Origin of the sequence: Salicibibacter cibarius (assembly GCF_016495725.1) — a bacterium.
Classification (GTDB): domain Bacteria; phylum Bacillota; class Bacilli; order Bacillales; family Marinococcaceae; genus Salicibibacter; species Salicibibacter cibarius.
Map to the genome: position 1 here is coordinate 145,618 of NZ_CP054705.1, position 19,581 is coordinate 165,198.

The 19,581-nt window shown below is 46.0% G+C and carries 20 protein-coding genes and 1 tRNA gene; all 21 read left to right on the forward strand.

Features of this window, described 5'->3' with window-relative positions; genetic code table 11:
* Positions 1-33 precede the first annotated feature (33 nt).
* Positions 34-435: a septum formation initiator family protein gene (locus HUG15_RS00740; RefSeq protein ID WP_200126357.1), complete on the forward strand. Its 402-nt coding sequence runs from the start codon at positions 34-36 to the stop codon at positions 433-435.
* Positions 436-544: 109 nt separating this feature from the next.
* On the forward strand, positions 545-913 hold the full coding sequence (locus HUG15_RS00745) for a S1 RNA-binding domain-containing protein (RefSeq protein WP_200126359.1): 369 nt from the start codon (positions 545-547) through the stop codon (positions 911-913).
* 412 nt (positions 914-1,325) lie between these two features.
* Positions 1,326-1,757, forward strand: a complete 432-nt coding sequence (tnpA, locus tag HUG15_RS00750) for an IS200/IS605 family transposase (protein ID WP_200123369.1) — start codon at positions 1,326-1,328, stop codon at positions 1,755-1,757.
* A gap of 664 nt (positions 1,758-2,421) precedes the next feature.
* Positions 2,422-2,498 (forward strand) — tRNA-Met (locus tag HUG15_RS00755).
* Between the two features lie 539 nt (positions 2,499-3,037).
* Positions 3,038-5,524 (forward strand): stage II sporulation protein E, encoded by a 2,487-nt coding sequence (spoIIE, locus tag HUG15_RS00760; RefSeq protein ID WP_246516449.1) that lies wholly within the window; start codon positions 3,038-3,040, stop codon positions 5,522-5,524.
* Positions 5,525-5,681: 157 nt separating this feature from the next.
* A complete protein-coding gene (locus HUG15_RS00765) occupies positions 5,682-6,422 on the forward strand; it encodes a VWA domain-containing protein (RefSeq protein WP_200126362.1) in 741 nt (246 codons plus the stop codon).
* Entirely contained in the window at positions 6,403-7,380 is a 978-nt protein-coding gene (locus HUG15_RS00770) for a serine/threonine protein kinase (protein ID WP_200126364.1), read from the forward strand. Before HUG15_RS00765 ends, HUG15_RS00770 begins: the two co-directional genes overlap by 20 nt.
* Before the next feature lie 39 nt (positions 7,381-7,419).
* Positions 7,420-8,178: a threonine/serine exporter family protein gene (locus HUG15_RS00775; protein ID WP_200126366.1), complete on the forward strand. Its 759-nt coding sequence runs from the start codon at positions 7,420-7,422 to the stop codon at positions 8,176-8,178.
* A gap of 11 nt (positions 8,179-8,189) precedes the next feature.
* Entirely contained in the window at positions 8,190-8,624 is a 435-nt protein-coding gene (locus HUG15_RS00780; RefSeq protein ID WP_200126368.1) for a threonine/serine exporter family protein, read from the forward strand.
* The gene (gene tilS, locus HUG15_RS00785; protein WP_200126370.1) at positions 8,614-10,011 is read left to right on the forward strand and encodes a tRNA lysidine(34) synthetase TilS; all 1,398 of its coding nucleotides are present in this window, start codon (positions 8,614-8,616) and stop codon (positions 10,009-10,011) included. Before HUG15_RS00780 ends, tilS begins: the two co-directional genes overlap by 11 nt.
* Positions 10,012-10,069: 58 nt before the next feature.
* Positions 10,070-10,612 (forward strand): hypoxanthine phosphoribosyltransferase, encoded by a 543-nt coding sequence (hpt, locus tag HUG15_RS00790; RefSeq protein WP_200126372.1) that lies wholly within the window; start codon positions 10,070-10,072, stop codon positions 10,610-10,612.
* Between the two features lie 159 nt (positions 10,613-10,771).
* Positions 10,772-12,841: an ATP-dependent zinc metalloprotease FtsH gene (gene ftsH, locus HUG15_RS00795; RefSeq protein WP_200126374.1), complete on the forward strand. Its 2,070-nt coding sequence runs from the start codon at positions 10,772-10,774 to the stop codon at positions 12,839-12,841.
* Between the two features lie 109 nt (positions 12,842-12,950).
* On the forward strand, positions 12,951-13,715 hold the full coding sequence (locus HUG15_RS00800) for a type III pantothenate kinase (RefSeq protein ID WP_200126377.1): 765 nt from the start codon (positions 12,951-12,953) through the stop codon (positions 13,713-13,715).
* A gap of 220 nt (positions 13,716-13,935) precedes the next feature.
* Positions 13,936-14,835 (forward strand): Hsp33 family molecular chaperone HslO, encoded by a 900-nt coding sequence (gene hslO / locus HUG15_RS00805; RefSeq protein WP_200126379.1) that lies wholly within the window; start codon positions 13,936-13,938, stop codon positions 14,833-14,835.
* 86 nt (positions 14,836-14,921) lie between these two features.
* Complete coding sequence (gene cysK, locus HUG15_RS00810; RefSeq protein ID WP_200126381.1) at positions 14,922-15,851, forward strand: cysteine synthase A; 930 nt, start codon at positions 14,922-14,924, stop codon at positions 15,849-15,851.
* A 163-nt stretch (positions 15,852-16,014) separates the two neighbouring features.
* Entirely contained in the window at positions 16,015-16,605 is a 591-nt protein-coding gene (locus HUG15_RS00815) for an anthranilate synthase component II (RefSeq protein WP_200126383.1), read from the forward strand.
* A gap of 96 nt (positions 16,606-16,701) precedes the next feature.
* A complete protein-coding gene (gene folP / locus HUG15_RS00820) occupies positions 16,702-17,490 on the forward strand; it encodes a dihydropteroate synthase (protein ID WP_200128791.1) in 789 nt (262 codons plus the stop codon).
* The gene (gene folB / locus HUG15_RS00825; protein WP_200126385.1) at positions 17,483-17,842 is read left to right on the forward strand and encodes a dihydroneopterin aldolase; all 360 of its coding nucleotides are present in this window, start codon (positions 17,483-17,485) and stop codon (positions 17,840-17,842) included. The genes folP and folB overlap by 8 nt, the downstream gene beginning before the upstream one ends.
* Entirely contained in the window at positions 17,843-18,376 is a 534-nt protein-coding gene (gene folK / locus HUG15_RS00830; RefSeq protein WP_200126387.1) for a 2-amino-4-hydroxy-6-hydroxymethyldihydropteridine diphosphokinase, read from the forward strand.
* Positions 18,328-18,555 carry a helix-turn-helix domain-containing protein gene (locus HUG15_RS00835; RefSeq protein ID WP_200126389.1) on the forward strand — a complete coding sequence of 76 codons (228 nt, stop codon included), beginning with the start codon at positions 18,328-18,330 and terminating at the stop codon, positions 18,553-18,555. Before folK ends, HUG15_RS00835 begins: the two co-directional genes overlap by 49 nt.
* Positions 18,556-18,560: 5 nt before the next feature.
* On the forward strand, positions 18,561-19,550 hold the full coding sequence (dusB, locus tag HUG15_RS00840) for a tRNA dihydrouridine synthase DusB (protein WP_200126391.1): 990 nt from the start codon (positions 18,561-18,563) through the stop codon (positions 19,548-19,550).
* The last annotated feature ends 31 nt before the right edge of the window (positions 19,551-19,581 follow it).

The window sequence follows — 19,581 nt, forward strand, 5'->3', positions numbered from 1 at the left end:
TTTTGCCTGTAATCGTAAGAGGAGGGAAGGCAAATGTCCGGGACACCCCCAAACCGCAAAGTTACACCATTAAACAGGAAAAAGATGAGCGACAAAGAACAAGAACGGCTTGCGATAAGAGAACAACGACGCAAGCGCGGATTAAGACGGCGACTAACCGTCATTGGGATCGTGGCCAGTATCGTTGTTGTTTTCGCAGGCATCGGGCTTATTTCGCAATACGGCATGATCCAAGCGAATAATGCCGAAAAAATCGAACTGCAAGAGCAATTGGAAGAACTCGAGGCGAATGAAAACGATCTGGAACGGGAAATCATGAACTATAATGACGAGGAATACATTACTGAAGTCGCTCGCAAAGACTATTATATGTCCAAACCAGGGGAAACGCTTTACCAATTACCTGAGGATGAAGACGAAGACGACGATGACTAACCGGTCCCTGATTTTCTAACCCGTCACATAATCATCGTGTATGCTTAAACTATTTTAGGGGGAAAAGAACCCTTAAGCTGAAAAAAATGAAGGAGGAGCATTTAGCAAAATGTCGATTGAAACAGGCAGTAAGTATCAGGGTAAGGTATCCGGCATCACCCACTTTGGTGCGTTTGTAGACTTACCGGAGGGCAAAACGGGCCTAGTGCATATAAGTGAAGTCGCCGATCAATATGTGAAGGATATCAATGAGTTTATAAAGGTTGGGGATGACGTTACGGTAAAAGTGCTTAAAGTCGGGGATGACGGGAAAATCGGCCTATCGATCCGCAAGGCACAAGAGAGCAAGCAAGGAAAAAAACGGGAGCCAAAGGTGTCGTTCGAAGACAAGATGAACCGTTTTCTAAAAGATAGCGAAGAGAATCTGGCAACCCTCCGAAAACAATCCGATAAAAAAGGCGGTAGGTCGAGACGATAACTTACACTGTGTGAACCTCTCCACCTAAATCAAAGATTTTAATGGAGCCTCCCTTGTCTTAAATACAGCTCAATTTCTCGCATTGTCATTCCCTTCGGGAAGTTTTACGCCAGATTTAGGCTAATGAATGAAGACAAGTTCCGGAATGTTCTTATTCGCAGCATAGAAACTTTTGTCTACAATGCGAACCTTATTATTTCTAACAAGGGTTTTAAACGCCGGATATTTTACATGCCGAACGTATTTTCGGCACAACCCCATATATCCAATTATCAATGAACGAATATAAAGTCCGTACCTCTTCATTGGGCGGTGTTTATGTTATAGAAGCGTGGTCTAACTCCACCGTCTTTAGACGGTATAAGCTTTTAGCCTTGCCTTTGAATGTCCATACTTAAACCGAGGTGAGAGTATGGATGAATACAAAAGAAGTAGCCACGCGGTCTATGACATCAAATACCACATTATATGGGTTACAAAGTATAGATATCATGTGTTACGTGGCGACATTGCCCACCGAGTAAGGGAACTAATCAGACAAGGATGTGAAGCGAGAGGGATCACGATAGTACAAGGAAGTGTAGGGAAAGACCATATTCACTTATTATTGTCCTGTCCGCCGAGCATAGCACCGAGTAAGATATTGCAATATCTCAAAGGGAGATCATCAAGGTTAATCCAAGACGAATTCCCCGCCCTGAAGAAAAGATATTGGGGTCAGCACTTATGGGCGAGAGGATATTTTTGTGCAACAGTAGGAAATGTGACGGAAGAAATCATTAGAAATTATATCGAAAACCAGACCAGCGAGAAGAGGAACGATATATTCAGGATTGATGATTGAGTTCCAGTCAAAATCAGTATGCTTGAGCTTAAGGTCTTTCAGCAGACTTCAGTCTGAAATGCGACTTTCAGTCGCGGACAATTTATGTCCAAATCCACCTGCTTTAGCAGGTGGGTCGTTTAAACGATAGATACATTATACCAAACTTTAGTTCCTGATACTAGTCCTGTTAGAGATCTTTTTTATTGCGAAGAAGAAATAAAAAGAGCGCCTAACCCCCACTAAATCGGAGATTTTGAAGGGGAATGCGGCGCTAGAAGTGTTCAACTGTATAGAAAGATGGAAAAGAGAGGCCCGCCTCTCTTTTTGCATTTTATGAATGGTTACCTTCGGGAAGGATAAAAGATAAGTTTTTTTAACTGCCAGAATAGAGTTTGGCGGATTCAAAGCGTTGCACGGTAATCAAATGAGTTCGCAAATGCAATAAAACACGATAAGTTCAATATCCTCTTCCTCTTTCCGTGGGGTGTCGCAACGCGTCATGGTTGTTTTGGGACATATAAACGAATGATTTGCGGATAGAAGCGATGTTGGCTCGTGAAAGAAAATGTTGAGGAGGAGCAAAAAAACAAAGCGTGACCCCGTCCAGCGCAAAAAGCTGAAAAACTATGCAGATCCCATTGACTTAAAAAAAAACAATGGTTATAATTAACCTTGGCTTTATGGCGGTGTAGCTCAGCTGGCTAGAGCGTACGGTTCATACCCGTAAGGTCGGGGGTTCGATTCCCTCCGCCGCTACCATCAAATGAATGCGAATTAAACAGAGGCCCGATGGTCTCTTTTTTTAATTTGGGTATGATTGGACAAAACATTGAATGGCTGATAAACCTTTTGATTTGGCTGATATATTGCAAAATTTGGCTGATATCAAAGTGTTTTCGGCTGATAAACATATAGTCTAGAAGGCAAACAGTGACGGTGGCGACTAATATTGAGCGCGGTCCGTTAATTCTATTTTTTGAATATTACAACATATTACGGTGAGCATATACAAATGTCGAACTTTTCTATATACCAAATTCTCATTGTCGGAACTTCCATTTATCCATGTTTTATCGATGCAATATGTGCGAATTCTTTCCCCGCTAACGTCCCTCCGTTTTCTAAAGTCGTTTCCTCCAAGATAATTTTCAAGCCGCAAACGCCGATAGAAACAGCCTATTTCCCAATCTGTGAAAGTCGTCGAACGATTTTTGCCATAAAAACTGAATTGTGACAAACGTTGCGCTGTTAAGCCTCTATACTCGACTACCAAGAAAACAAAAACGGTGGTGGTGCAGATGTTGCAAAAAGAAGCAGTGCAAGATCAGCTAGGAAAAATTCCAAGGCCGGCTGATTGGATGGCTCGGATAAAAAGTCTTTGGAAAAAAGGAACAGATGCTCTAAGAAAAGGCACGACAGTCATGTTTTTAAAATGGGGCTTGCTGTTGTTCCTTGTGGGCGTGATGTTGGGACGAGCCGCTATTTTATCGGATCTTTACCCTTTTGCGCTTCCTTTTTTCGCCGCGGTTCTTGCCTGGAAGAAGGAAAGGGCCTTATTGGCAGCGGTGGCCGTAATTGCCGGGACAGCGTGGGGACTTACCTTTAACATTCCATATGTCCTTGCCGGATTGTTGCTATTCCTTCTTTTCTACCGCGTGGCACAATATATAGGGGCAAATCGAAAATGGACACTGCCCGCGGCTGTTTTCTTCGCTTCACTAACATCCAGGGTTGTCGTCACGGGCGTGGGAGGGGCGGCCATGACACAATATCATTGGTTTATGGCCACGATTGAGGCGGGACTGGCGCTCATGTTGACGATGATATTCTTGCAAAGCTTGCCGTTATTAGGTGCTCGTAAGAAACAGCGTGCGTTAAAAAATGAGGAAATCATTTGTTTTATCATATTATTGGCTTCCGTGATGACCGGAGCGATCGGATGGGTCATTTACGGTCTTGGCGCAGAGCATGTGCTCGCCCGTTATCTCGTGTTGTTGTTTGCTCTCGTCGGCGGGGCGGCGATTGGTTCAACCGTTGGGGTTGTTACGGGCTTGGTGCTCAGTTTGGCGGCGGTTGCTAATTTGTACTACATGAGTTTACTCGCGTTTGCCGGTTTGCTCGGCGGGTTGTTAAAAGAAGGAAAAAAACTTGGCGTAAGCATGGGGCTCCTCGTTGGAACCGCTTTAATCGCCTTGTACGGAAACGGCATGAACAATGCTGCCATTACGGTGATGGAGTCCGGGGTCGCTGTCTTGCTGTTTTTACTTACACCGAAAGCGCTAACCGATTACATGGGGAAATATATTCCCGGAACGATGGAACATTCCAACGAGCAACAACGATATCTTCGAAAAATTCGCGATGTAACGGCTTCGCGTGTCGAGAAATTCTCGGATTTGTTTCAAACGTTATCCGCCAGTTTCTCATCGCCGGAAGATCGATATCAACAGATGGATGACGAGGGTGAGGGGGATCGTTTTTTGGCTGATATTACGTCGAATACCTGCCAGAAGTGTTTTCGTAAAGAAAGGTGCTGGGTGGAGCGTTTCGATACAACTTATGATGTCATGAACAGCATTATGACTGACATTGAACAGACCGATAAAGTAGAATCGCGGACGTATGAACGGCTGAACCGGCATTGCATTTATCCGGACCGCATTGTTCGGGCGATGAAAGAGCAGTGGGAACCACATGAAATACGGCGACTGTATGCGCGGCAAATGGAAGAAAGCAGAAACCTTGTGGCTGATCAGCTGCAAGGCGTCTCTGAAGTGATGGGTGCATTTGCCAAGGAAATCCAGAAGGAAAAAGAAGCCCATCATTACCAGGAGGAACAAATTTATGCTGCGCTGTTTGATGCCGGGCTTAATATCGAACAAGTGGACATTTTTAATCTAAGTCCCAGGGATGTTCATATTGAAATTGAACTTGGGAACGGGATGAATCACGAAGAAGCAGAGAAGCTCATTGCCCCGATGCTTTCGGGAATACTGTCCGACCATATTATTGTGGAGGTGATAGATGATACAGCATCTGAAAATCGGGTGACATTTGCGTCTGCCAAGACGTACGTGGTTGATACGGGATCGGCGACGGTAGCACAGGGGGGAGCTTGGATATCAGGAGATAATTATGCCGCCATGCAACTGGGATTTGGAAAATTTGCCGTAGCCATCAGTGACGGCATGGGGAACGGCCACCGTGCACATCGGGAAAGCTCGGAAACGTTGGAGTTGTTGCAAAATATACTGAAATCGGGCATTGACGAAGGGGTGGCGATCCAATCCATGAATTCCTTATTATCTTTACGGGCAGATGATGAAATGTTCTCTACCCTGGATTTAACGATCATTGATTTGCAGACGGCGGATAGCAACTTTCTTAAAATTGGTTCAATGCCGAGTTTTGTTAAGCGAAAAGAGCGGGTCTTTTCGATTGAAGCCGGAAATCTGCCGATGGGAATCGTTTCGGAAGCAAATTTTGAAATGAAACAAGAACGGCTTCAAGATGAAGATATTCTCGTCATGATGAGTGACGGTCTATTCGATGGTGCGCGATGGATTGAAAATAAAGAATGGTGGATGAAGCGGTTAATTCGTGAAATTGAATCAGTTGATCCGCAAATCATTGCGGACGTTTTGCTCGAAGAGGTGATGCGCATGAGTGAAGGGGGGATTGCGGATGACATGACTGTTGTCGTTGCGAAGGTACGCCGCAACACCCCGAAATGGGCAACGATTCCCATGGGCAGATGGGTACAGCCGTTTGCGAAAAATGCATAGTGTAGTATAACCTCCCTCGTATTCGTCAATGATGGTGATAACCAAATTGACTTGGCAGGTATAAACCAACTTACTTACCTGCATAAGTGCAACTAAGGCTTTTCTCCATAAAACCTTGGCGAAAAGCCAAGTTTTCTAACGAGGGAGGATATGGCATATGGGACCAGGGACATTAAGGCAAATATTGCTCATAACGGATGGTTATTCCAATGAAGGTGGGGATCCTTCGGCAGTTGCAGCGCTGGCCAGGGAGCAACAGGTCACCGTCAACGTCATTGGTGTGCTTGAGGAAGGAGCGATGAACCAACAGGCACAAACAGAAATTGAAAACATTGCTTTAGCCGGCGCCGGCATCCAACAAATTGTTTATAAGAAACAGTTGGCGCAAACGGTACAAATGGTGACCACGCAGGCAATGACGCAAACGTTGCAAGGGGTGGTCAATCAAGAGTTGTCACAAATTTTGGGAAAAGATCGGGAATGGGACGAGCTACCGCCGGATAAACGGGGCGAAGTGATGGAAGTTGTAGATGAGATCGGAGAGGTCGTTAACTTGGAAGTGGTAATTCTTGTGGATACGAGCGCCAGCATGCGTACCAAATTGCCAACGGTCCGAGAAGCATTGGAAGATTTATCGATTAGCATGGCCTCTCGGGGTGGGGACAATGAATTTAAAGTGCTTGCTTTCCCGGGGAAGAAACGCGATGCAGACGTTGTACGGGAATGGACGCGCGGGTTGGATCAATTAACAGGTATGTTCCAAAAAATAACGACCGGAGGGATCACTCCGACCGGTCCGGCATTAAAAACCGCTCTTAACCATTTTGACAGGAAGAAAAAAAGGAGCTTGATCTCCCGTGGAGAAGAAGAATCCTATCTTGAAGAACGAGGCTCCTGATCTCCCAACCGGTACGAGGATCCTCGGAAAGTGGCACCGCAACCCTTATTACATTCGAAAAACATTGGGAAGAGGTGCAACAGGTATCGTATATTTGGCGGATGCACGTACAGGGCCTGTCGCGCTAAAAGTCGGGCACAATCATGTGTCGATCACTTCCGAGGTAAATGTTTTGAAGCATTTTGCCAAGGTCCAAGGCCAAATACTTGGGCCTTCTTTTATCGATGCTGACGACGTCATTGTTGATAGGGAAAAGTATCCATTTTACGTCATGGAGTATTTAAAAGGGGAGACTCTATTTCAGCATATCGACCGTCAAGGAAAAGAGTGGGGACCGGTTCTTCTTGTGCAACTCTTGGGGGATTTGGATCGTCTGCATCGCGCCGGGTGGGTTTTCGGTGACCTGAAACCGGAAAACTTGATCGTTGTCGGCGGCCCTCCCTATCGAATTCGATGGCTCGATGTCGGAGGAACGACAATACAGGGGCGTGCGGTAAAAGAGTATACGGAATTTTTTGATCGTGGCTATTGGGGGCTGGGCGACCGTAAGGCTGAGCCTACCTATGATTTGTTTGCTGCCGGGATGATTTTACTGAATATCACTTATAAACGGCGATTTGAAAAAGGACGCGACGGCAAGGAAACATTATTGGCGTATATTGAACGATCCCTCGTGCTTGCCCCCTACCGGCAATGGCTGAAAAAGGCACTGTTCGGCCAATATCCGGATGCGGAAAAAATGCGAGAAACGTTGATGAATATTATTTCCAAAGAAGAAAAACCTGTAACTAAGAATGCTTCGCCTCGACAGAAGCAAAAAATCGGGAATCGCCGCAAGAAAAGAAAAAAACAAAAACGAAGCAGGAAGAAACGTACGTTCGAAACTGTTGACGCTGTTTTAGTCATTTCTTTTCTATTGCTTGCATCTGCTTTATACTGGGTGGGACAAGTGATTTAAAGTAGAAAAGCACAGTGGTTCCCTTAGGGGACAGAAATCATGGCAGAAAAGGGACGCTTGGTTGATTTATGTCTTTTTGCCGGGAAATTGATGGTTACTTACGGGGCGGAAACTTACCGGGCAGAAGATATCATGAATCGCATGGCGGTCGCGGGGGGCTTAAAGAATGTCCACAGTTTCGTGACGACGACCGGTATTTTTTTATCGGGGGTTCAAGATAATGGCGATAATTTAATGCAGATGATCCGGATCGTGGATCGTTTCCAGGATTTAAATAAAGTGGCGGAAGTGAACCAACTTTCTCGGGATTTTGTGATGGGGCGCATCGACGAGGTAGAGGCCAATCAACAACTGTTAAAAATATCGGCGGCACGGATGAATTATCCGCTTTGGCTCATTTATATTGCCTCCGGTGTCGCGGGCGGGGCATTTTCCTATTTAGTTGGCAATACGAAGTTTGATATGATCCCGGCAGCCATGGGCGGGTTGATGTCCACATTATTCCTCGTTTTGTTTCAACATTATTTACACGCAAAATTTTTCTCGGAATATCTCGCTTCGTTTTTTGGCAGCATTACAGCGTTGACGTTAGTGCACAGCGGGTACGGAACGAGCGTCGATCAAGTGATCATCGGGACGATCATACCGCTTGTGCCCGGAATTCCGCTAACAAATTCCGTTAGGGATCTGATGAACGGTGATTTGATTTCCGGACTCGCCCGCGGGGCAGAAGCTGCATTAACCGCGCTCTCGATTGCAGCTGGTGTTGCTACAGCTGTATCATTGTTTTTGCCGTAGGAGGCCGCAAGATGTGGGAACTTTTGATTTGCTTTATGGCAACGGTAGCATTTGCGATTATTTTTAATACTCCTTCCCGGTTGTTATGGAGGATCGGTTTGATCGGTGTCCTTGCTTGGACCATTTATAGCTCCATTCAAGACATTAATGTTTCCTTCATCGCTGCTGCCGCAGTAGCCGCTTTTTCTGCATCGCTTATGAGTTATGGATTGTCGCGGCACCATCGTGTTCCCGTGACAACATTTGCGATTCCCGGCATTATTCCGCTCGTTCCCGGAGGGAAAGCATATGAAACAATGCTGGCGTTTGTCGAGGAGAATTACATAGAAGGACTGACGCAGGGAGCGGCAACATTATTGCACGCAGGTGCTATCGCGGGCGGCGTCGTGTTTGCGCTGTCGATTTTTTCCATTGGCAGGGGGGTTGATCAAAGGTATGAAACGTAAAATCGATGCGTTTGCCGCGCGCTTCGGTATGTTCTCGCGAGTGTCTTCTGTATTGGTTGCCGTATCCGGGGGTGTTGACTCCATGGCATTGCTCCACTATCTCCTGTCACAAAGGGATGAATACGGCATTACGGTGATGGCTGCTCACTGTAATCATGGACTGCGCAAAGAAGCTGAAGAAGATGAGAGGCTTGTAGAAAGTTTTTGCGCAGAACACCACATTCCTTTTTTTACAAAATACCTTGATCTGCCGAAAGACGGGGGCAAATCGATCCACCCGATCAGTCGGAAAATGCGCTACGATTTTTTTTCCGCGATCATGAAAAGGGAAAAGTTGGACATACTAGCGACCGCGCACCACGGTGATGACCAAATCGAAACGATTCTCATGCAACAGATGCGAGGATTTGACTATTACAGGGGGCAGATGGGCATCCCCGTTGAACGCCCGTTTTCGGGAGGAAGGCTTATCCGTCCTTTTTTACCGGTGACGAAAAAAGAAATTATCACGTATGCACAAACGCACGCGGTCCCATGGCGGGAAGATGAAAGCAATCTAAAAGATGATTATACGAGAAATCGCGTGCGTAAGCAGTTGCTGCCGACGTTGAAACAAGAAAACCGTGAAGCCCATACACACTTTCAAAAATTGGCTGAGGATTTCAGGGTCGATGCGGCCTATTTAACTCAGCAGGCGGAAAAAGTGCTTTCTGAGACAGCCGTGCAAACGGAAGATGGGTATGTGTTAAAATTACATCGATTTCGTGAAGCCCCTATTGCTTTACAACGGCGCGTGATTCACTTACTATTGACTTATCTTTACAATCAGAAACATGGGCAATTTTCTCGCATACATATTGAGGAATGTTTCGAATTAATTTCGGATACGCATCCGTCAGCACAACGATCATTGCCGAATCATATAAAGGTTTATCGCAATTATGAACAATTGCATTTCACGGATGCTGAGCGTATTTTTTATGATGCACAGAGGCCCTTGCAGGCAGTGTCCGATCTCCCGGCAAAGGTTGAAACCGGGCTTGGGACGCTTATATTTGAACCTTTCAAAGGGACGATTCCACCCCATGATGATACGTCGTTTTATTGCCCGATATCGAAGTTGAACTTGCCACTTTCGGTGCGCGCGAGGAACCCCGGAGATGTTATCCGGCCGCTTGGCCTTGGCGGTACCCAAAAATTAAAACAAATAATGATTGATGAAAAGGTGCCTCGCCCTGAACGTGAATGGTGGCCGATCATTACCGATGCAACAGGGGCGGTGCTTTGGGCACCTTTACTGAAAAAAAGTGAAGGTGCGGGACGTGCCGGTGAAGAAGATGATTATGTTTGGATGCAACTCGTCAAAAAGGAACATGCACATACGTAAAATCCAATGATATTTAGAGGGATGGAGTCAAATTCATAAATGAGGGTGCCGAAAAAGAATGAAGGAAGATATTGAAAAAATATTAATCAAAGAAGATGAAATCAAAGCGAAAACGGAAGCGATTGGCCAACGCATGACACACGAATACAAAGACCGTTTCCCGCTCGTTATCGGAGTGCTTAAAGGCGCCATGCCTTTTATGGCGGATCTGACCCGGGCGATTCATGCCCATCTTGAAATTGATTTTATGGATGTTTCCAGCTATGGAAACCAAATGGTCTCTTCCGGAGAAGTTAAAATTGAGAAAGACCTTGATTCTTCCGTGAAGGACAGGGATATTATCATCGTGGAGGATATTATTGATAGCGGTTTGACGTTAAGCTATCTCGTCAGCTTATTCCATCATCGCCAGGCGAACTCCGTCAAGATTGTAACGTTATTGGATAAACCGGAAGGGCGAAAAGCTGACATCGTTCCGGATATTGTCGGTTTTACAGTGCCGGATGAATTTGTTGTCGGCTACGGGCTCGACTATGCGGAACGGTACCGAAACCTCCCGTACATCGGCATTCTAAAGCCGGAGATTTACCGAGGTTCTTGATTGGATAGAAAGCGCAAATGTGATAAGATTACTTTTGTTGTACTTTAAGAAGGTTTAACTATGTAAAGGATTAAAGTATAAGTAAAACTATGTCTTCCGCCATAAGAACTTGGCGGCAAGCCAAGTTTTTCTATTGTTACCCGCGGGAGGAGGTCAGGAATGAATCGAACAGTAAGATATACATTTTTTTGGTTATTTGTTCTTCTAATACTTATCGGGATTGTTCAGCTGTTTACAGATGATCCGGTTGAAGATGAAATAATGAATACGGATGAATTCATGCAAGCACTTGAACAAGATGAGATCGCCACGATGACCGTTCAACCTGAGATGGACGTTTACCTCATTGAGGGTGAGTTGGTGAATGGGGGCGAAGAAGACGAATCGAATGAATTTACCGCGTACATTTTACGCTCTCCGGAAATTACAAACATGTTGCTGGATGCGATGGAAACAAATGAGTCATTAACGGCTATTGATACAGAACCTGGCGAAGAACCGGGAGGCTGGTTGCAATTTCTCGTAGCGGTGATTCCGTTCATCATCATTTTTATCCTTTTCTTCTTCTTGCTGAGCCAGATGCAAGGCGGCGGAAACAAGATGATGAATTTCGGGAAAAGCAAGGCGAAAATGCAATCGGAGGACAAGAAAAAAGCCCGTTTTAAAGATGTCGCCGGTGCCGAGGAAGAAAAGCAGGAACTTGTGGAAATCGTGGACTTCTTGAAGGATCCGCGCAAGTTTGCAAACATTGGCGCGCGTATTCCGAAAGGGGTGCTTCTCGTTGGACCTCCGGGAACGGGTAAGACCTTGCTCGGACGGGCAGTTGCCGGTGAGGCAGGCGTTCCTTTCTTCTCCATCAGCGGTTCCGACTTCGTGGAAATGTTCGTTGGTGTTGGTGCATCCAGGGTGCGTGACCTATTTAACAATGCAAAAAATAACGCCCCTTGTATTATTTTCATCGACGAATTGGATGCTGTTGGACGTCAGCGTGGCGCAGGCGTTGGCGGTGGCCACGATGAACGCGAACAAACATTAAACCAGTTGCTCGTTGAGATGGATGGGTTTGAAGGAAATGAAGGCATTATTATCATTGCCGCAACCAACCGTTCCGACGTTCTTGACCCGGCATTGTTGCGCCCGGGACGTTTTGACCGTCAAATCACCGTCGGATTGCCGGACGTAAGGGGCCGTGAAGATGTATTGAAAGTTCATGTTCGCGAAAAACCGATCGATGACGATGTTGAACTTCCTGTCATCGCGCAGCGAACACCCGGCTTTTCAGGTGCCGAATTGGAAAACCTTCTAAATGAAGCCGCGTTAGTCGCCGCAAGAGCCAATAGCGTCAAGATTAAAATGGTGCATATTGAAGAAGCGATTGACCGTGTCATTGCCGGTCCTGCGAAGAAAACGAGAGTTATCTCCGAGAAAGAGAAAAATATTGTCGCCCACCACGAAGCCGGCCATACGGTCGTTGGGGTGAAGCTGCAAAATGCGGATGCGGTGCATAAAGTTACGATCGTTCCGCGCGGGCAAGCGGGCGGTTACGCCATGATGCTTCCGAAGGAAGATCGCTACTTTATGACAAAACCGGAATTGCTTGATAAAATTGTTGGCCTGCTCGGCGGACGCGTATCTGAGGACATCATTTTTGGAGAAGCAAGCACAGGTGCGCACAATGATTTCCAACGTGCGACCGCCATTGCGCGAAAAATGGTCATGGAGTATGGCATGAGTGAAAAATTAGGGCCATTGCAATTTGGTTCTTCCGGTGGGGGGCAAGTATTCCTCGGCCGTGACATTCAAAATGAGCAAAATTATTCCGACGCAATCGCCCATGAGATTGATAAAGAAGTGCAAAAGATCATTAAGGATAGTTACGAGCGCTGTCGTCAAATCTTGACGGAGAACAAAGATAAACTTGAACTTGTCGCTCAGAATTTGCTTGAATTAGAGACATTGGATGCCGAGCAAATTTATTCTCTCGTCGAAGAAGGAAAGTTGCCTGAGGGCCATCATTCCAACCAGACACAAGAAGATGCTCTGAAAAACTCGGGAAATGCAGATCCTGTGGACGATGAGAACGTGAAAGTTAACATTGGCTCACATGGAGAAGAGCAACAAGAAACGGAAAACGGGCAATCACAAACGAATGAAGTGTCCGATGAAAAAAATCAAACCGAAGAACGAGGCGACGAAGGGGAACAAGAAGACGATAATCGCCGCTCATAGCTACCTTCGTGGTATTGCATTGGGGATGTCCACTGGGCATCCCTTTTTCTGGGCAGGTAGGAAAGTATCTGCATAAGTTTTTCTAAAGAAATCGGAAAGGGTTGAACCTATGATTCTTGTTGTCGATATTGGGAATACACATATTGTTTTTGGGGTATACAAGGAACGGCAATTGCTAAACCATTGGAGAATTTCAACGGTTCATGACAAAACCGAAGATGAATACGGCGTATTAATGTGTACACTCCTTGAAAACAAACAGATTGCCGTCGATAAGATTAAAGGCGTTATCATCTCGTCGGTAGCACCCTCGCTCATGTTCGCGTTTGAACATATGGCTCAGAAGTATTTTAAGCAACCCCCCATGGTTGTTGGCCCGGGCATCAAAACAGGATTAAACATTCTATATGACAATCCACGTGATGTAGGTGCTGATCGTATCGTGAATGCAGTAGCGGCCATTGAAGAATATGGAACGCCTCTCGTCATCGTTGATTTCGGTACGGCAACGACATTTTGTTATATCGATGAGAAGGGAAGCTATGTAGGAGGGGCGATCGCCCCCGGCATTACAATATCAACAGATGCCTTGTATACCCATGCGTCAAAACTTCCGCATATTGAAATCACGGCGCCCCAATCCGTTGTCGGCCAAAATACAATCCATGCGATGCAATCGGGAATTTTCTATGGTTATATTGGCCAGGTTGACGGAATTGTCAATCGAATGAAGGCACAAGCGGCTAAAGAACCAACGGTGATCGCCACAGGGGGACCATCGGAATTAATCGGCCAATCTGCTGCCTCGATCGATACCGTCGATGCATTTTTGACGCTAAAAGGACTGAAGATGATCTATGATAAAAATAAATAGGCTATTCATCAAAATCTATCGTTAATATCAGTGAATAATGATGGTCATAACACGAGCTAGCTAGCGGAGGGAAAACATGGGGACTCCTGCGGGAAAGCGTTGTATTTTTTCGTAGTGGTGACTAACTTTCTTGATTACACCTATTTGTCAACTATAGATTTTTGTGTGACCCAATTAAGCATTAATAAAGTGCGAAAAGCATAAAGGAGGTTTTTTTCCTTTGCAAGATTATCTTATAAAAACAACAGCCTTTGAACAACAAGTGCGCGTATACGCGGCGATAACGACTGATATGGTAAACGAAGCCGTGCGGCGTCATCAAGCCTATCCTACGGCGTCGGCCGCGCTTGGTCGTGCGATGACCGTTTCTACGATGATGGGTGCAATGATGAGCGGCGACGATAAACTTACGGTGAAGGTTGAAGGGGACGGTCCTCTCGGCCCGGTCATCGTCGACAGCACGGCAGAAGGAAATACAAGGGGGTATGTGCACAATCCCCGGGTTCATTTTGAATTAAATCGTTTCGGCAAACTTGATGTCGCCCGCGCTGTTGGACATAGCGGTCATATTGCTGTCGCCAAGGATCTCGGTATGAAAGAAACGTTTACGAGCCATTCCCCTATTGTATCGGGAGAATTGGGAGAAGACTTCACGTATTACTTTACGACGTCCGAACAAGTTCCTTCCTCTGTCGGACTTGGCGTCCTTGTGGATACGGATCATTCTGTTTTAACAGCGGGAGGATTTATCGTACAAGTTTTACCCGGAACAGAAGAAGCCGTCATCGATCACGTGGAGAAACACATTGAAGCGGCTCCGCCAATCTCAAAATTAATTGAACGGGGGTACAATCCGGAACGCATCGTCGAGACGGTCACAGGCGGAGATTATCAATTTTTGGAAAAAATGCCCGTGCAGTTTGAATGTTCATGCTCAAAGGAACGGATTGGACGCGCGATGGTTGGGTTGGGAAGCGAGGAAATCAAATCGATGATTACGGAAGATCACGGCGCGGAGACGGAATGCCATTTTTGCCATGCCAAATATCAATTTAACGTTGAAGATTTAATGCAATTAAAACAAGAAGCATTGAGTCAGGAAAATTACAAGGGGCGATAACTGGCTCCGTTGACAAATAGAACCGATTCGGGTACAATGAATATAATACCAATAAACATACTGGGAATTAAGAGGAGGAAGAATTGATGAGCAAAGTAGTTAATTCCATTACTGAACTAATTGGGAATACCCCTCTCGTGAAATTAAATCGACTAACGGGAGAAAACGATGCCGATGTTTATTTAAAGCTTGAATTTTCCAATCCAGGAAGTTCTGTAAAAGACCGTATTGCCTTGGCAATGGTTGAACGGGCTGAAAAGGAAGGCAAATTAAAACCCGGCGATACGCTTATAGAAGCGACGAGTGGGAATACAGGGATAGGACTCGCGATGGTTGCCGCCGCGAAAGGCTACCGTTCCGTTCTCGTCATGCCGGATACGATGAGCCAGGAACGCCGTAATTTGTTGAGAGCATATGGAGCAGAACTCGAACTGACTCCCGGTGCAGAGGGCATGGGCGGCGCGATCCGTAAAACGAATGAATTGGCTGAAGAAAAGGGTTACTTTATTCCGGAACAGTTCGAAAATCAAGCCAATGTGGACATCCATCGGGAAACGACAGGCCGGGAATTGCTCGAACAAGTGGATGGACAAATTGATGCATTTGTAGCCGGGATAGGTACCGGCGGAACGATAACCGGTGCCGGCCGACTGTTAAAAGAACACCATCCGAACCTCAAAAACATTGCTGTTGAACCGGCGGACGCACCTGTGTTGTCTGGTGGCGAAAAAGGCCCTCATAAAATCCAAGGCATTGGTGCCGGGTTTGTTCCGGGAATTTTGGATACGGAAGTCTATGATGAAGTTGCAACAGCGACAACCGACCAAGCCTTTGAATACGCTCGCCGCGCTGCTCGTGAAGAAGGCATCTTAGGCGGTATTTCTTCAGGCGCCGCGATTTATGTCGCCGTGGAAGAAGCCAAAAAGCAGGGGAAAGGAAAGAAAGTCGTTGCCGTAATTCCGTCCAACGGTGAACGTTATTTAAGTACACCGCTTTATCAGTTTGATGATGAGTAATTATTAGAGGTATCTTTTCTTCCTGCCGGAGAAAACAAGTGCTTAGCCTTGTTTTCTCCGTTTTTTTAATAGTGCTTGATTGGTCATTGATTGCCCCTTTTGTCAATGATAAACTATAAAGGAGTTACTGAGAGGAGTACGGATGAGCAGAGGAGGAGAAGAGATGTTATTTGTGATTGATAATTATGATTCATTTACGTATAATCTCGTTCAATATTTGGGTGAACTAGGGGAAGAATGTTTGGTGAAACGTAACGATGAAACATCGGTGAAGGAGATCGCGGAGATGCAACCGGACCGGTTAGTGATATCGCCGGGGCCTTGTGATCCCAATCAAGCCGGGGTCACGCTTGAAGCGGTTCAATATTTTAGCGGTCGGCTTCCCGTTCTCGGTGTTTGCTTGGGGCATCAGGCTATTGGTCAAGTATTCGGTGGCAAAGTCGTACAGGCGTCCCGATTGATGCATGGGAAAACTTCTCGTTTGATTCACGATAACCAAACATTATATAGAGGGATTCCTCAAGAAACGAACGTCATGAGGTACCATTCTTTAACGGTAGAATCGGCTTCTCTGCCTGATTGCCTGGAGGTTACGGCTTGGACGGAGGAAGGAGAATTGATGGGTTTCCGGCACCGTAACCACCCAACGGAAGGCGTCCAATTTCATCCGGAATCGATCATGTCCGAGCATGGCAAGGAGATGCTCGCCCAATGGCTGGCTGCGTATACAACCCCTGACCTTTTGGGCGTTTAATTTAAACTCGGAGTTGCAAAGGAGGGGGCGGAAATATTGGTTAGCGATCGCTCAATTTATGGAGATGGATGGACACTCGACTTTTCCGAAAAAACAATGGTAATGGGTGTTTTAAACGTGACGCCCGATTCATTTTCCGATGGGGGTTTTTATAGCACTATTGACCAGGCGGTGGCAAGGGCTAAAGAAATGGTGGCAGAAGGTGCGGATATCATAGATATCGGCGGGGAATCAACACGCCCGGGCTTTGAAGCAGTTTCCTTGGAAGATGAACTTTCTAGGGTTTTGCCGGCAATACGTGCTGTGTCAAAAGCCGTGGATGTTCCTATTTCGATTGATACGTATAAAGCTGAAACAGCTCGGCAAGCGATAGAAGCAGGCGCTGATATCATTAATGACATTTGGGGCGTTAAATATGACGAACAAATGGCTACGGTCGCTGCCGAAGCTCAAGTGCCAATCATCTTGACGCATAACCGGGAACATCCGTCCTATGATGATCTTATTCCGGAGATTATTGCTGATTTGAAAAAGAGTATTGATACATGCATATCAGCAGGGGTGAAGCATTCCAACATCATTCTTGATCCCGGCATTGGTTTTGGGAAATCACACGAGGATAATCTGGAAACGATGCGCCGTTTGGATGAGATCGTGGAACATGGGTTTCCGGTTTTATTGGGAACCTCAAGGAAATCAATCATTGCCAAAACCCTCGGCCTCCCGGCTCATGAACGCTTGGAAGGCACCGGGGCGACAGTTAGTCTCGGCGTCGAACGTGGCTGTGATATCGTGCGTGTTCATGATGTAAAAGAAATGGCTCGAACTGTACGGATGATGGATGCAATGCTCGGAAAAGGAAAGGTTGGGGTTCCGTTTGGATAAGGTGTTTGTGACCGGAATGAAATTCTACGCATATCACGGTGTTTTTCCCGAAGAAAACAAGCTCGGGCAACGCTTTATCGTAGATGTTGTATTGGAAGCCGATTTAAGGGCAGCGGCTGACCGTGATGATATAGGGAAAAGCGTTGATTACGGAGAGGTTTATGAAGTAACAAAGCAAGTCTTGGAAGGGCGAACGTATCAATTGGTGGAATCGATTGCCGAGAAAGTCGCTGAACAAATGCTGAACACTTTTTCCATTGTGGAACGGACAACAGTGAAAGTCATCAAACCTGATCCTCCCATCTCCGGCCATTACGACCATGTCGCGATTGAAATTGTGAGGAGCCGGTAAATGAATACTGCTTATGTTGCACTAGGATCAAATATTGGGGACCGGGCAGGGTATTTGCAAAAAGCGCTTAAAGAAATTAATCGAGAGCAGACGATCCGGATATTCTTGATTTCCTCAATATACGAAACCGAACCGGTAGGTTTTGAATCACAGCCTTATTTTCTTAATATGGCAATCGCGATTAAAACCGATGACCCTGCCGAACATTTATTGGCAAAGCTACAATCGATCGAGTCACGGTTGGATCGCGTGCGGAACAAGGAACAAAATGGTCCGAGAACGATGGATCTTGACATTCTTTTATTTAACGATGAGAATATGGAGAAGAATGGGTTGTGTATCCCTCATCCGCGCATGCACGAGCGTGCTTTTGTGCTCGTTCCCATGGCAGAAATTGCTCCGCGAGAAGCAATTCCGACTTGCAAACAAACGATCGAACATATTTTACATTTAATGCCGGAAAGACTTAGAAAGGAAGTCCGTTTATGGAAACGACAAGGGCAGGGGGAAGAGTTCGGGCTTTTCGAAAATTGAAAGGTTATACCCAGCAAAGCTTTGCAAAGAAAATGCATATGTCCGTATCCGTTATCGGTGAAATCGAACGCGGAACAAGACCGGCGGAAGAAGACTTTATTAAACGTGCATCCGATCTTTTGGACATTTCGATTGAAGAGTTGTTGGGCGAAAATCAAATTGAGGATCAGAGTCGGTGAGATACATGTTACAAATTGGAAATATTAAAATGGACAACCAAGTGGTTGTGGCGCCTATGGCCGGTGTCAGCAATCCCGCGTTTCGTTTGATTGCCAAGGAGTTTGGTTCCGGCCTTGTTTGTGCCGAAATGATTAGCGACAAGGCTATTTTACATGAGAATGAAAAATCCATGAAAATGTTATATGTGGACGAAAGGGAGAAACCCCTCAGTCTGCAAATTTTCGGAGGCGACAAAGAATCGCTTGTTGCTGCCGCTCAAGTTGTTGATCAACAAACGAATGCAGATATTATTGATATTAATATGGGCTGCCCGGTGCCGAAAGTGACGAAATGCGATGCCGGTGCGCGCTGGTTGCTCGATCCCGATAAAATTTATGATATGGTCGACGTAGTCGCCCGCAATGTACAAAAACCGGTGACCGTGAAGATGAGAACCGGCTGGGATGACGATCATGTTTACGTGCTCGACAATGCACAAGCAGTGGAATCGGCAGGTGGTCAAGCCGTATCGGTGCACGGTCGGACCCGTTATCAAATGTATGAAGGTTTGGCGGATTGGGACCTTATTCGGGAAGTGAAAGAGACGGTGAACATTCCGGTCATCGGGAATGGGGATGTCAATACCCCTCAAGATGCCAAACGTTTACTTGACGAAACCGGTGTTGACGGCGTGATGATTGGGCGCGCGGCATTAGGCAATCCATGGATGCTATATCGCACTGTAAAATACTTGGAAGATGGTTCGTTACCTGATGAACCTAACGCCAAAGAAAAAATGGATGTCTGCATGCTTCATATGGATCGCTTGATTGAATTAAAAGGCGAAAAAATTGCTGTGCGTGAAATGCGAAAGCATGCAGGATGGTATTTGAAAGGGATGCGCGGCAACGGAAAAGTGCGAGGCAAGATTAATGAACTCGACCATAGGGATGATGTGGCAGAGGTTTTGTACCGGTTTGTCGAGGGCTTGGAAGGAGCGGCCACTGTGCAATAGGCGGAAGTCAGAGGTCGGAATCAGATAACAG